The 13,726-nt window shown below is 66.3% G+C and carries 12 protein-coding genes; 5 read left to right on the forward strand and 7 right to left on the reverse strand.

Annotation, left to right across the window (positions count from 1 at the left end):
• Window positions 1-145: 145 nt before the first annotated feature.
• From IVB23_RS11165 to IVB23_RS11180, 4 genes are read left to right on the forward strand one after another with little or no spacing between them, the layout of a single operon-like run.
• On the forward strand, window positions 146-661 hold the full coding sequence (locus IVB23_RS11165; protein WP_061878484.1) for a helix-turn-helix domain-containing protein: 516 nt from the start codon (window positions 146-148) through the stop codon (window positions 659-661).
• A 1-nt stretch (window position 662) separates the two neighbouring features.
• On the forward strand, window positions 663-1,925 hold the full coding sequence (fabF, locus tag IVB23_RS11170; RefSeq protein WP_247803519.1) for a beta-ketoacyl-ACP synthase II: 1,263 nt from the start codon (window positions 663-665) through the stop codon (window positions 1,923-1,925).
• 44 nt (window positions 1,926-1,969) lie between these two features.
• Window positions 1,970-2,602 carry a LysE family translocator gene (locus tag IVB23_RS11175; RefSeq protein WP_247803520.1) on the forward strand — a complete coding sequence of 211 codons (633 nt, stop codon included), beginning with the start codon at window positions 1,970-1,972 and terminating at the stop codon, window positions 2,600-2,602.
• Window positions 2,603-2,609: 7 nt separating this feature from the next.
• Complete coding sequence (locus IVB23_RS11180) at window positions 2,610-3,485, forward strand: alpha/beta hydrolase (RefSeq protein ID WP_061878712.1); 876 nt, start codon at window positions 2,610-2,612, stop codon at window positions 3,483-3,485.
• A 1-nt stretch (window position 3,486) separates the two neighbouring features.
• Here the strand turns inward: IVB23_RS11180 and IVB23_RS11185 are convergent, their stop codons facing one another.
• The 3 genes from IVB23_RS11185 to IVB23_RS11195 all read right to left on the reverse strand — a co-directional run bounded on the left by IVB23_RS11185 (window position 3,487) and on the right by IVB23_RS11195 (window position 8,142).
• The gene (locus tag IVB23_RS11185) at window positions 3,487-4,371 is read right to left on the reverse strand and encodes a 4-(cytidine 5'-diphospho)-2-C-methyl-D-erythritol kinase (RefSeq protein WP_061878487.1); all 885 of its coding nucleotides are present in this window, start codon (window positions 4,369-4,371) and stop codon (window positions 3,487-3,489) included.
• A gap of 24 nt (window positions 4,372-4,395) precedes the next feature.
• Window positions 4,396-6,192, reverse strand: coding sequence for a tetratricopeptide repeat protein (locus IVB23_RS11190; RefSeq protein ID WP_082821979.1), 1,797 nt, complete (start codon window positions 6,190-6,192; stop codon window positions 4,396-4,398).
• A 288-nt stretch (window positions 6,193-6,480) separates the two neighbouring features.
• Window positions 6,481-8,142, reverse strand: coding sequence for an electron transfer flavoprotein-ubiquinone oxidoreductase (locus tag IVB23_RS11195; protein ID WP_247803521.1), 1,662 nt, complete (start codon window positions 8,140-8,142; stop codon window positions 6,481-6,483).
• Between the two features lie 133 nt (window positions 8,143-8,275).
• On the opposite strand from IVB23_RS11195, the gene IVB23_RS11200 reads away from it, so the two are divergent.
• Complete coding sequence (locus tag IVB23_RS11200; RefSeq protein ID WP_247803522.1) at window positions 8,276-9,088, forward strand: uracil-DNA glycosylase; 813 nt, start codon at window positions 8,276-8,278, stop codon at window positions 9,086-9,088.
• Between the two features lie 128 nt (window positions 9,089-9,216).
• Here IVB23_RS11200 and IVB23_RS11205 read toward each other — a convergent pair whose 3' ends face one another.
• The 4 genes from IVB23_RS11205 to IVB23_RS11220 all read right to left on the reverse strand — a co-directional run bounded on the left by IVB23_RS11205 (window position 9,217) and on the right by IVB23_RS11220 (window position 13,540).
• Entirely contained in the window at window positions 9,217-10,725 is a 1,509-nt protein-coding gene (locus IVB23_RS11205) for a glycosyltransferase family 39 protein (RefSeq protein WP_247803523.1), read from the reverse strand.
• 227 nt (window positions 10,726-10,952) lie between these two features.
• Complete coding sequence (locus IVB23_RS11210) at window positions 10,953-11,825, reverse strand: ribonuclease HII (RefSeq protein WP_247803524.1); 873 nt, start codon at window positions 11,823-11,825, stop codon at window positions 10,953-10,955.
• 72 nt (window positions 11,826-11,897) lie between these two features.
• Entirely contained in the window at window positions 11,898-12,353 is a 456-nt protein-coding gene (locus IVB23_RS11215; protein WP_247803525.1) for a VOC family protein, read from the reverse strand.
• 23 nt (window positions 12,354-12,376) lie between these two features.
• On the reverse strand, window positions 12,377-13,540 hold the full coding sequence (locus IVB23_RS11220) for a PA0069 family radical SAM protein (RefSeq protein WP_247803526.1): 1,164 nt from the start codon (window positions 13,538-13,540) through the stop codon (window positions 12,377-12,379).
• Between the last annotated feature and the right edge of the window lie 186 nt (window positions 13,541-13,726).

A 13,726-nucleotide genomic window follows, 5' to 3' on the forward strand; every position in this document is an offset into this window, starting at 1 on the left:
ATGACGGAGTATGGCGCACCGCCATCGTTCGCAAAGTCGAGTTCGACCTGTGCGATAGCGTCGTGGTCTCGCGGCCGTCTTCATCCCTATACATCGCGGCACCAGTTACTTGCATTTTGAAAGCTACTACCCTAATCTCCTGCATATGCAGCCTCGATCTCCCTCCATCCAGGAATGCCCCGTCGGCCGCGCCGTGGAGACGGTCGGCGAATGGTGGAGCATCCTGATCCTGCGCGATGCGTTTCAGGGCGCGACGAAGTTCGACGAGTTCTCGCAAAGCCTCGGAATCGCGCCGAACATCCTGTCGCGGCGTCTCGCCCATCTCACTGCGAGCGGAATGTTCGCCCGGCGCCGCTACAACGAGCGTCCGCCGCGCTACGAATACGTGCTGACGGACAAGGCGCGGGATTTCTTCCCCGTGATCGCTACGCTGCTCGCCTGGGGCAACAAGCATCTCGCGCCGAGGGGCGAATCCATCCTGCTGGCGAACCGGAGCGACGTTCGCCCGCTCAAGCCGCTCGTGGTCGATGCCGCCGACATGCGTCCGATCACGCTCGCCAATGCGGTCGTCATCGCGGGGCCCCGCGCCAGCCGCGGAATGCGCGCGCGGCTCGCTTCGCTCAAGGCCATGAACGCGGCCGTTGCGCCGGCTGGAGACTGACATGCGTCGTATCGTCGTGACTGGCATGGGCGCGGTGTCGCCGCTCGGCTGCGGCGTCGAACTGACATGGCGGCGGCTGCTCGCCGGCCAAAGCGGGCTGCGCCCTCTGCCCGATTGGGCGCAGGCACTGCCGGCGCGCATCGCCGGTCTCGTGCCCGACAACGCCGATGACGCCGATGGCGGCTTCGATCCCGCGCAGGCCGCCGCGCCAAAAGACCAGCGCAAGATGGACCGCTTCATCCTGTTCGCGCTGCTCGCCGCCGCAGAAGCGGTCGCGCAGGCCAAATGGATGCCGCAGGACGCAAGCGCGCTGGAGCGCACCGCGACGATCATCGCCTCCGGCATCGGCGGCTTTCCGGCGATGGCGGAGGCGGTGCGCATCACCGAGAAGCGCGGTGCGCGCCGGCTCTCGCCGTTCACGGTCCCTTCGTTCCTCGCCAATCTCGCGGCCGGCCAGGTCTCGATCAAATACGGCTACAAGGGTGCACTGGGCACGCCGGTCACGGCCTGTGCCGCCGGCGTGCAGGCGATCGGCGATGCCGCGCGCATGATCCGCGCCGGCGAGGCCGATGTCGCGATCTGCGGCGGCGCGGAGGCCTGCATCGACATCGTCAGCCTCGGCGGCTTTGCCGCGGCCCGCGCGTTGTCGAGCGGCTTCAACGACGAGCCCGCGCGCGCCTCGCGCCCGTTCGATCGCGACCGCGACGGCTTCGTGATGGGCGAAGGCGCCGGCATCCTGGTGATCGAGGCGCTGGAGCATGCACTGGCGCGCGGCGCGACGCCGATCGCCGAGATCGTCGGCTACGGCACGACCGCGGACGCCTATCACATGACCTCGGGTCCGCCCGATGGCGACGGCGCCCGCCGCGCCATGGAGATCGCACTTCGGCAGGCGAAGCTCGAGCCTGCGGATCTGCAGCACCTGAACGCGCATGCGACGTCGACGCCGGCCGGCGACGAGAGCGAACTCGGCGCGATCGCCGCGCTGTTCGGCCGTAACCGCGGCATTGCCGTGAGCGCGACCAAATCGGCCACCGGGCACCTGCTCGGCGCCGCCGGCGGGCTGGAGGCGATCTTCACCGTGCTGGCTTTGCGCGACCAGACCGCGCCGCCGACGCTCAATCTCGAAAATCCGGATCCCGGCGCCGAAGGCATCGACATCGTTGCCGGCGCAGCGAGAGCGATGCCGATGCAGAGCGCCATCTCGAACGGGTTCGGGTTCGGCGGAGTCAATGCCAGCGTGATCTTCCGCCGGATGGGCTAAGCAAGAGGCCTTGCAATCGCCGGTCGCTCCGCTACGAAAACAGGATGACCGAAACGAATTTCTGGCTGTTCCTGGCCGCAGCTTGCCTCATTGCCGCCGTTCCGGGCCCCGGCATTTTCTACGTCGCGGCACGAACCCTGTCGGAGGGACGCGCGAGCGGCCTGGCGTCGACCTCAGGCACGGCGCTGGGCGGGCTGGTTCATGTCGTCGCGGGCGGCCTCGGCATCTCCGCGATCATCCTGGCCAGCGCGGAACTGTTCGCCGTCGTTAAATTCGTCGGCGCGCTTTATCTGGTGTGGCTCGGAATCAAGACGTTTCGCAGCGCCGGCCGCGCGCTGTCGCTCGAGAGCGAGGCCGTCGGCGACAAACGCGCCTTCCGCGACGGCGTGCTGGTCGAAGCGTTGAACCCGAAGACGGCGGCGTTCTTCCTCGCCTTCATTCCGCAGTTCCTCGATCCCTCGGGGTCGAACCCGACGCTGCAATTCATTGTGCTGGGTGCGATCTCGGTGACGCTGAACACGCTCGCCGATGTCGTGGTGGTGCTGATGGCCTCCGCGACACGCACGCAGCTGATCGGACGGCCGCAGCTGATGCGACGTCTCACGCAAGGCTCCGGCGTCTTCATCGCCAGCCTCGGCCTCTCGCTCGCGCTGGCGCGGCGGCCGGCGAAGGGATAGCGCCACGATGCTCGCCCCGCAAAGCCGCTTCCATGAATCGCACGGCCTGCGGCTGCATTACGCCGACTGGGGCAATGAGCGCGCGCCACCACTCATCCTGGTCCATGGCGGCCGCGATCATTGCCGGAGCTGGGATCACATTGCCCGATCGTTGCAGCCGCATTTTCACGTGCTCGCGCCCGACCTGCGCGGCCACGGCGATTCCGACTGGACCCGAGGCGGCAGCTACGCGCTGACGGAATATGTCTACGATCTCTCCCGGCTCGTCCGCAATGTCGCAGCGCCTCAGGTCACTCTCATCGGCCATTCGATGGGCGGCATGGTCAGCCTGATCTTTTCGGGCTCATTCCCCGAGCAGGTCTCGAAGCTCGTGGTCCTCGACGGCGTGACCATGTTGCCGGATACGCCAAAGCCGCCGGCGCATGAGCGCATCGGCAAATGGGTCGGCCAGCTCGACAAGCTGCACGACCGCACGCCGCGCCGCTATGCCACCCTCGAGGACGCCGCCGCGCAGATGATGCTTCACAACAAACGGCTGTCCCGCGACCTCGCCCTGCATCTCGCCACGCATGGCGCGCGGCAGAACGAGGATGGCACCTACAGCTGGAAGTTTGATCCCTATCAGCGCGCCGCTGCGCCGCACCGGCTCTGGCCCGACGATCACATCGAGCTGTGGTCGCGCATCACCTGTCCGACGCTGCTGCTAAATGCCGGTGAAAGCTTTCTCGCCGGCGCCAGGGCGGCGGGCCTGGAGCGGTACTTCCCGCAGGCGCGCATCGAGACCATTGCCGGGGCGGGACACTGGCTGCAGCACGACAAGCCGCAGCAGGTATTGGGTGAGATCCGAAGGTTTCTCGGACTCGACGGGGACGGCGCGGGTTAGACTAGCTCAAGGTCCCCGCATGCACCCACCAGCCGTGGTGGTCGCGCCGGATCTTCTCGGCGGCGGCATGGGCCTCGGCCGGCGCGCCGTAGATCGCAAAGCATGTCGCGCCGGAGCCGGACATGCGGGCGAGCTTGACGTTGGCGGAGGCGCGCAACGCTTCCAGCACCTCGCCGATGACGGGCTCGATGCGCAACGCAGGCGCTTCAAGGTCGTTGGCGACGGTTTCCAGAACCTCGACCCAATCGGAAATAGCGGCGCCCTCCCCGGGCCAGGCCGGAGCGCGGATGACGTCGGTGACGCCGACCAGAAGCTCGCCGTTGCGCAACCCCAGTGCCTGGAACACGTCCTTGGTCGCGACCGGCACGCGCGGATTGACCATGACGCAGGGCATGCTCGGTAGCGCGAGCGGCAATAGCTGCTCGCCGACGCCGGTCATGTCGCAGGCGCGCGAGATGAGGCACACCGGCACGTCGGCGCCGGTCGCGAGTGCGACCTTCTGAACGCGGGGATCGTCGAGTGACAAATCGTTGAGACGCGCCAGGAGCCGCAGCGCCGCCGCGGCATCGGCCGAACCGCCGCCGATGCCCGCCGCGACGGGAAGCACCTTGTCGAGCGCGAACGCGCCCAGCTTCAGGCCGGGCACCGCCTCGGCCAGAAGCCTGGCGGCCTTGAGCACGAGATTGTCGGACGTCTCGCCGCAGGCTTCCGCCAGCGGCCCGGTGGTGGTGAGCTTCAGCTCGCCGCCCGGCTCCAGCGTCAGCCGGTCGGCGCAATCGGCGAATGCCACCACGCTTTCGAGATCATGATAGCCGTCGGCACGACGGCCGACGACGCGAAGGCTCAAATTGACCTTCGCCCGCCCCTCTTCAATCAACGCCGACATCGGCGACACGCCCCCAAGCAAACCTCAGCCGCCCCTGCCGTCGTCCTTCTTCTTCTCGGCCTGCGCCGCAGAAGAGTTCGAATTGTCGTCGGCGAGACCGTTGGCGATCTTGGCCTCGATCTTCGGAAGTTCTTCCGGCTCGGGCTTGAGATCGCGCGCATGCGACCACTGGAATTTTGCCTCCAGCGTGCGGCCGACGCGCCAATAGGCGTCGCCGAGATGGTCGTTGATGGTGGGATCCTCGGGCTTGAGATCGATCGCGCGCTCGAGGTTCTTCACCGCCTCTTCGTAATTGCCGATGCGGTAATAGGCCCAGCCGAGGGAATCGACGATGTAGCCGTCGTCGGGACGCTGCTCGACGGCACGTTTGATCATCTTCATGCCTTCGTCGAGATTCACGCCCTGGTCGATCCAGGAATAGCCGAGATAGTTGAGGACGTGCGGCTGGTCGGGCTGGAGCTCCAGCGCCTTCTTCATGTCGGCCTCGGCCTTGGCCCACTGCTTGGAGCGCTCCTCGCAGATGCCACGATAATAGTACCAGACGCTGTTGGCCTTGTCGTTGCCGGGCTGCAGCACGTCGATCCCTTGCGAATAGGTCGCGCCGCAATCGCCGAACCGCTTGCGACCGCGCTCGATATTGCCGAGCGCCATGATGGCTTCGAGGTCCTTGGGGTCCTCCGTCGTGACGCCCTTGAGGATCTTGATCGCCTCGTCGGTGCGGTCGGCGGTGTCGAGATCAATGGCGAGCTGTATCTGCGCATTGCGCTTGAGCGGCGAGGTCGCGGGCACGCGCTCATAGACCTTGATCGCCATCTTCGGCCGCTTCACCGATTCATAGAGATCGGCGAGCGACAGCAGCGCCAGCGGATGGGTCGGCTGGAGGTAGAGCGCGAGCTGGAGATAGACCAGCGCCAGGTCCTCGCCGCCGCGGCGGGTCAGCGTGGCGCCGATGCCGTAGAGCGCTTCGGCGGCGCCGGCCTGCGCGGAATCGACGAGTGGCGGCATCTTCTTGCCGGCCTTGGTCTCGCGCAGGCCTTCCTGGATCAGCGGATGACGGGCGAGCTTCTTGTCGAAGGCCTGGTAGACGGTGGTCGCGGCGGCGGAATCCTTGTTGCGCGAGAGCCAGCGCGCATAGGCCTCGGTCACGCGCAGCATGGAATCGTCGAGCTTGTAGGCGCGCTCGAAGCGGGTGCCGGCGTCCTTCTCCTTGCCGGAGAGTTCCAGGATCATGCCGGCGTGAAGATCCTTGAACAGCGGATACCATTCCGGACCGGCCAGCTTGTCGATGGTGGCGACACCGCCCTTGGCATCGCCGGCACCATAGGCGGCCCAGCCCGACAGCAGCGTGGCGACGAGATCGGTGATCGGGCCGCGGACCGACTGGTTGATGTTGGCCTGCGCGGCCGCGTATTTCTTCAGCTTGAGATCATGCACGCCGACGACGAGACGCGCGACGCGGTTGGTCTTGTCGATGGTGAGAATGCGTTCGGCGAGCTTGACCGCCTCCTCGAGGTCGCCGTCGGCGACCGACGAGATGAAGGCACGGTCGAGCAGTTCGTTGTTCTTGGGATCGGTCCGGAGCGCCGAACGGTAGAATGCGGCGGCGGATGCCGCGTCACGCTCGACGCTGGCATGGCGGGCGGCGAGATAGCTGCCGGCACCGGTGAGCGATTTCAGATCGTTTCGGGTCGGAAACTGCGCCGCCGTGTTCTCCGGGTGATCCGGCGTCTGCGCCAGGACCGCACCGGGGACCGCCGCGATCGCGGTGCCCGTGAGAGCGATGGCGGCAGCAGTCCAGCGGATGAAACGATTTGAAAACATCAGGGCTCGCCTTGAGTTGGTAGTGCCTGGGTTTGCAACAGGGGGCCGTGTCGCATGCGAACGCGGCCGGTGGCATAGGGACCCGGAACCGTCCGGCCGACAATGCCGCTTTTGGCGCTTCGCCGCAAGGATTCGGGCCGGCCGTTCTCCCCGCCGCATGCCCCAAATCGGCCAGGCGAATCCGCCAAGAGTGCCCCAAGACGCCGCTACTATGGCCTTATCGTGGCCGCGGCGCGTGGCCGCAGCCGGGTCCTCACGCGAACGTGCGCCAGATCACCCGACCTGCCCTTACATCGCCTCGTAGTTCGGGCCGCCGCCGCCCTCGGGCGGAACCCAGGTGATGTTGCCATTGGGATCCTTCACGTCGCAGGTTTTGCAATGGACGCAGTTCTGCGCGTTGATCTGGAAGCGCGGGCCTGAGCCCTCCTCGATCCATTCATAGACGCCGGCCGGACAATAGCGGTTCGAAGGACCGGCAAAGACGTCATGTTCGGAGGTCTTCTGGAGGTTCATGTCCGTCACCTTCAGATGGACCGGCTGATCCTCCTCATGATTGGTGTTGGACAGGAACACCGAGGACAGCTTGTCGAACGAGATCTTCCCGTCCGGCTTCGGGTAGGCCTTGGGCGCATGGCTCTTGGCAGGATCGAGCGTGGCGCGGTCGGGCTTGGCGTGCGACTGGGTGCCGAACAGCGAGGCGCCGAACAGCGTGTTGCACCACATGTCGAAGCCGCCCAGCGCAACGCCCAGCACCGTGCCGAACTTCGACCACAGCGGCTTGACGTTGCGGACCAGGAACAAATCCTTGCCGACGGACGACGTGCGCCAGGCATTCTCGTATTCGACGAGTTCGTCATTAACGCGATCGGCGGCAATCGCGGCTGCGACGTGCTCGGCGGCGAGCATGCCGGTGCCCATCGCATTGTGCACGCCCTTGATGCGCGGCACGTTGACGAAGCCAGCCGCGCAGCCGATCAGCGCGCCGCCGGGGAAGCTGAGCTTCGGCACCGACTGGTAACCGCCCTCGGTGATCGCGCGCGCTCCGTAGGCGAGCCGTTTGGCGCCCTCGAAGGTGCCGCGGATCGAGGGATGGGTCTTGAAGCGCTGGAATTCGTCGAAGGGCGACAGGTAGGGATCATCGTAGTTGAGATGGACGACGAAGCCGACGGCAACGAGATTGTCGTCATAATGATAGAGGAACGAGCCGCCGCCGGTCTTCATGTCGAGCGGCCAGCCGAACGAATGCTGGATCAGGCCCTTCTGGTGCTTGGCGGGATCGATCTGCCAGACTTCCTTGAGGCCGATGCCGAATTTCGGCGGCTCGCTCTTGGCATCCAGCGCGAATTTGTTGATGAGCTGTTTGGTCAGGCTGCCGCGGGCGCCTTCGGCGAACAACGTGTACTTACCGAGCAATTCCATGCCGCGGGTGAAAGAGTCCTTCGGCTTGCCGTCGCGGCCGATGCCCATGTCTCCGGTGGCGATGCCCTTGACCTTGCCGTCCTCGTCATAGAGCACTTCGGTCGCCGCGAAGCCCGGATAGATCTCGACGCCGAGCGCCTCGGCCTTGCGCGCCAGCCAGCGGCAGACATTGCCGAGCGAGCCGATGTAGCAGTGATGATTGTCCATCAGCGGCGGCATCAGAAAATTCGGCAGCTTGATCGCGCCGCCGGCCGTCATCCAGTAGAAGCGGTCGTCCTTGACCTGCGTCTTCAGCGGGCAGTCGGCATCCTCGCGCCAGTCCGGGACCAGCTTGTCGAGCCCGGCCGGATCGATCACCGCACCGGAGAGAATATGCGCGCCGACCTCGGAGCCCTTCTCCACCACGACCACGTTGAGATCGGCGTTGAGCTGCTTCAGCCGGATCGCGGCGGACAGACCGGAGGGGCCGGCGCCGACGATGACGACGTCGAATTCCATGGATTCGCGCGGGGGAAGTTCTTCGGTGCTCATCTGATCTCAGCCCTTGAGACGGTCCTCGGTCGTTTGCGCCCTCTTGTTTCCGATTTTTCCGGGTAGGACAACCATGGAAATGCGTTTCGTCGGGGTGCAAGGCCGTCCAAGGTGATATAAATCAGACTTTCCCATGATCCCCGAACCCGCACCCACCGTCCGAGAGCTGCTCGCCTTCTATCTGGAGGCCGGTGTTGACTGCGCGCTTGCGGAGGAACCGATCGACCGCCTGGCGGAAATCGATGCTCCGCCGCCCAGCCCGCGCACGGCGCCGGTCGAGGCACCGCGGCCGGTCGCCGCGCCCGCGGTCATGCGCGGCGAAGCCGCGCCTGCACCGGACGTCGCCATCGCCTCGGCACGCGAGGCCGCGCGCACAGCGCCGACGCTGGAGGCACTGCGCGAGCTGATGCAGGGCTTCGAGGGCTGCGCGCTGAAGCACACCGCAACGCGGCTGGTGTTCGCCGACGGCAATCCGCAGGCGCGCATCATGTTCGTCGGCGAAGCGCCGGGCCGCGACGAGGACATTGAGGGGCTGCCTTTCGTCGGACGCAGCGGCAAGCTGCTCGACCTCATGATCGGCGCGATCGGGCTCAACCGCACCACCGCCTACATCGCGAACGTCATTCCCTGGCGACCGCCCGGCAACCGCACGCCGACGCCGCAGGAGACGCAGATCTGCCTGCCCTTCATCCAGCGCCATATCGAACTCGTGAACCCGGACGTGCTGGTGACGCTCGGCAATCCCTCGACGCAGACTCTGCTCGGAACGCGTGAAGGCATCATGCGCACCCGCGGACGCTGGTTCGATTACGATACCGGCGGGCGCACCATCCGCGCGCTGCCGACATTCCACCCGGCCTATCTCCTGCGCTCGCCATCCTACAAGCGATTGGCCTGGCAGGATCTGCGATCGATCGCGAAGGTGCTGGCGCAAGGCGCGACGTAACCCTATGCGCGGCGTCATTCCGGGGCGCGGCAAAGCCGCGAGCCCGGAATCCATTCATCCACCAACTCTGCCGCTCGATGGATTCCGGGCTCTCGCTTCGCGAGCCCCGGAATGACAACGTGCGTGGCCTAAGTCCCCTTCGGCCGCACGATGGCCCAGCCGATGCGCAGCAGCTGCTGGCGGCCGGTCACCAGCCATTCGAAGGCGCGCGGGACTTCCGGCACGATGCCGGGGAAGCGCTTGAGGATGTCCGGCGGCGGGGTGCCGGCGGTATCGGACGCGCGCCAGACCACGACGCCGCCGGTCTCGCTGAACTTTGCCTGATTCATCCACGGCGTGCGCGCAGGATCGGCATCGATGAACAGATGCGGCCGGCCGGAATGCAGCGCGATGAGGCTGGCGAGTTGCGTCTCGCCGGCGACGGCACGCAGGCGATGGTTGGTGCGACGGGCAAAGCTCTCGTCGAAGAAGTCCGAGATCGCGCGCGCCGGCATCGAGGTCGCAATTTCGTTGGCGCCGGTCCAGGGCAGGAACAGGACGGCGAGCACCACGCCGGCGGCGGGCGCGATGATGGCAGCGGCCCATACCATGCGCAGCATCCGCGTGCGGCGCATCGCGATGAGATCGCCGGCCGCAACGACCACGGCGAGCCCGGGCATGACTAGCACGACACCGGCGCCGCCGACGACGGAGTCGAGCCCGAGCAGGCCGGAGATCAGCACCGCGCCGAGCGGCGGAGCCAGCGCGAAGAAATACACGAAGTTGCGCGCGAGTGGCTCGACCGTCGGGCGGTAGATGATCGGCGGTTCCTCGCCCTTGCCGTCGAACAGCCCGGTGTTGAGGAAGGTCAGCGCCGGGATCGCGGCAGCCCCGAGCACGAGTCCGCCGAGCAGCCAGGCCGCGTGCAGCGCGCGGGCGTTGAGCTCGGCGACTTGCGGCAAGGCCGGCATCGTCAACGTCTCGGCCCGCATCAGCCACACCGCATAGGGCAGCGCCAGCACGGCGACGACGATCAGTGCAAAGAGCGGATCGAGCCCGCGCAGCGTCCGCCGGCCGCCGGCGGTCGAGACCGCGAAGACGACGACCAGCAGGAGGAGAAAGATCGCCGCCGGTGTCGTCAGCAGCAAGAGGCCCGCTTCGATCGACCAGGCGAACCAGGCATTGCCGCGGCGCTGGCCGATGATCTGCCAGGAATGCAGCAGCAAGAGCGCCCAGAGCGGCCGCGCCAGCACCAGGGGGCCGAAGTCGAGCGCAGGCGAGGAGAAGGCCAGCACTGTCATCGTCAGCAGTACGGCGAGCACCGCCTGCTGCGAGCCGACCACGGCACGGGAGAGATGGTAGAGCGCGATGAAGGTCGCGATCTCGCAGAGCTGGGCGAGGACATAGACGCCCAGCATGTGGCCGCCGGCGGCGCGATAGGCGATGTCGGCGAGCCAGACCGGTAGCGGCGGGCCGAGATCGGTGCCGACCTGGTATTCCCTCCCGAAGGCCAGCAGCGTCGCGAGGGTGCCGGGCGGGCTGTGGTAGAACACCAGCGCCACGAACAGCCACATCAAAGCCTGGAGCAGCACGGCAATCCACACGATCAGCCGCGGCCGGGCGCGAATGAGCTCGATGACCAGGGAGGTAAACCGCATGCAACGTCCGAATGATGCAGCCAGTCCAGCCGGCCCTATTCGCTCACGAACACTTTGATAAGGGGCACCGCGCGTCGTGGCAACTTCGGTCTGCCCCTCTCCCCGTTCTTACAGGCTGAGGCACAAGCACACCTGAGCTATCGGTCGTCATGCCCGGGCTTGGGACGGTGCGTAAGGCGTGGATGGCGGGTCAAGCCCGGCCATGACGGTAGAGCTGTGGGGTCGATTTAGAGATTTGCCGAGACGTCGATCTCGACGGCCGCGTCCACTTGCACCTCGACTGCTGTCACCGCGAACAGATCCTGCACCGGCTCGACCGTCCATGGCATATGCTTGGCGCGAGCGGCGACGACGGGGGCGAAGAAGCTGCGGTGGTGGATGGTGGGGCCCAGGCGGTCGAGCGCGTCGAGGTGCTCGGGGACGGCATAGCCCTTGTGCTGCTCGAAGCCGTAGCCGGGGCAATCCTGCGCCAGCGCACACATCAGCCGGTCGCGCGTCACCTTGGCGACGATGGATGCCGCGGCGATCGACAGCACGATACCGTCGCCGCCGATCACGGCCTCGCAATCGCATTCGGTGTCGAGCCGGTCGCGGCCGTCGACGAAGACATGCCTGGGCGTCTCGGGCAGTGCCACCACGGCGCGCTTCAGCGCCCACAGCGAGGCACGCAGGATGTTGTCGCGGTCGATCCGCGAGGGCGAGGCGACGGCGACCGAGACCTGCGCGGTGGCGCAGATCTTGTCGAACAGCTTCTCGCGCTCCTCGGCAGTCAGCCGTTTCGAATCATCGATGCCGCGCGGGATGCGGTCGGGATCGAGAATCACAGCCGCCGCCACCACGGGACCGGCCAGCGGGCCGCGGCCGGCCTCGTCGCACCCGGCAACCGGCCAGACGCCGCGCTTGATCAGCGCGCGCTCGCGGCGGAAGCTGGGGGGAGCAATGGCAATGATGCCTTTCCTGCCGGCAGGAACCGTCGGAGCCTTGACTGCAGATGTTTTGGCCGCAGGTATCTCAGCCGGCTTGGCAGACGCAGCCGTCTTCGCAGACGCCTTTTTTGGCGCATCTTTGGCTGAGTTCTTGGCGGACTTGTCCCGAATCATGGCCGGGATCGTGCGCAAGGGGCTTCACCGGCGCAACCGGGAACCCAGGATATTCCCACTATTCAGGCCGTCCTAATCCGCCAGATGCACCCGGCGGTCCTCGCCCACCTCGATACCGGGCGCGACCACGACCTCCCAAGGATGGCCGTCGGGGTCGGTGAAATAGCCGGAATAGCCGCCGTAGTCGGTCTCGTGCGCCGCCTTCAGCAAGCTGGCCCCCCTCCCGATGGCGAAGGCCAGCACCGCATCGACCTCCTCACGCGTCCGGCAGTTCCAGGCGAGCGTCATGCCGCGAAAAGTCGACGGCCTCGGCGCGTCCTGCAAGACCGCATCTGCCGCGAGCTGATCCCACGGATACAGGGCGAGCACCGGACCGCCGGTATCGTAGAAGGCGACGGCCTCGCCGGTTGCCTTCAGCCGGCGCGAGAAGCCGAGTGCATCGTAAAAGGCGATGCTGGCTCGGATGTCGCTCACGCCAAGCGTGACGACGGTGAGCCTCGGCACCGGAGCCGCCAATTCCTGACTCATGCCATGCCTCTTCCACCTTCCCGTCAGAACAGGCTGAGCTGATCGCCGTTCCGCTTCGGCCGCGCAAAGTGATCCGTGGTCAGCTTGGAACGCCGCTTGTTGAGACCGAGCCTGTCGCAGGCGATCTCGAAGCGGCGGCCGATGGTCCAGGCCATCGGGCCGGTGCCCTTCATCCGCTCGCCCCATTTAGCATCGTAGTCGCGCCCGCCGCGCATGTCGCGAATCAGGGTGAAGACGTGGCGATAGCGGTCCGGATAGTTCGCCATCAGCCATTCGCGGAAGAGATCGCGAACCTCCAGCGGCAGCCGCAGCAACACATAGGAGGCTTCCTTGACGCCGGCATGGGCGGCGGCATCGAGGATGCGCTCGATCTCGGCATCATTCAGCGCGGGGATCACGGGCGCGACCATCACCGTGGTCGGAATGCCGGCATCAGAGAGCTGCTTCAGCGCCTCCAGCCGCTTCGACGGCGTCGAGGCCCTCGGCTCCATGGTCCGCGCGAGCTTCGGATCAAGCGAGGTGACCGAAATCGCGACCTTGGCAAGGTTACGCTTGGCCATCCGCTGGAGAATGTCGATGTCGCGCACGACCAGCGCCGATTTGGTGACAATGCCGACGGGATGGCTGGCGCGTTCCAGCACCTCGAGGATTCCGCGCATGATCTTTCGCTCGCGCTCGATCGGCTGGTAGGGATCGGTGTTGGTGCCGATCGCGATCATCCTGGGTTCGTAGCCGGGGGCGGCAAGCTCCTTCTCGAGCAGCGCCGGCGCCTCGGGCTTCACGAACAGCTTCGACTCGAAATCCAGCCCCGGCGAGAGGCCGAGATAGGCATGCGTCGGTCGGGCGAAGCAGTAGACGCAGCCGTGCTCGCAGCCGCGATAGGGATTGATCGAGCGGTCGAAGCCGATGTCTGGGGAATCGTTGCGGGTGATCACCTTGCGCGAGGTGTCGACCGCCACAGTGGTCTTGAATGGCGGCAGCTCTTCCAGGCTCTGCCAGCCGTCATCGAAAGCGACGCGGGCCTCGGCCTCGTAGCGGCCGCTGGCATTGGATTGCGCGCCCCGGCCTCGCCTTCGCGCGCGATCGATGGCGACGCCAAGCTCAGGGAAATCTGAAGGCGCACCCGCCGGCTCGGAGGGCGCCGTGACCGGCGGGTGCTTGAGAGCATGAGAGGATGCTGGACTCATGCAACCAAGATAGCACGACACTGGAACAAATCAAGAACACAAACAAACACAAAACGTGAAAACAACCCCATGCACAGTAGAGCTGCCCAAACTTCGCGCGCCCGCCTTTGACCTCACGCAACACGGCCGTCACGACCATCCCCTTTCATGCCCGACGGATCGATCGCCCCGGAACCGGGTTGGTGA

The sequence above is a fragment of the Bradyrhizobium sp. 191 genome (assembly GCF_023100985.1).
GTDB lineage: Bacteria > Pseudomonadota > Alphaproteobacteria > Rhizobiales > Xanthobacteraceae > Bradyrhizobium > Bradyrhizobium diversitatis.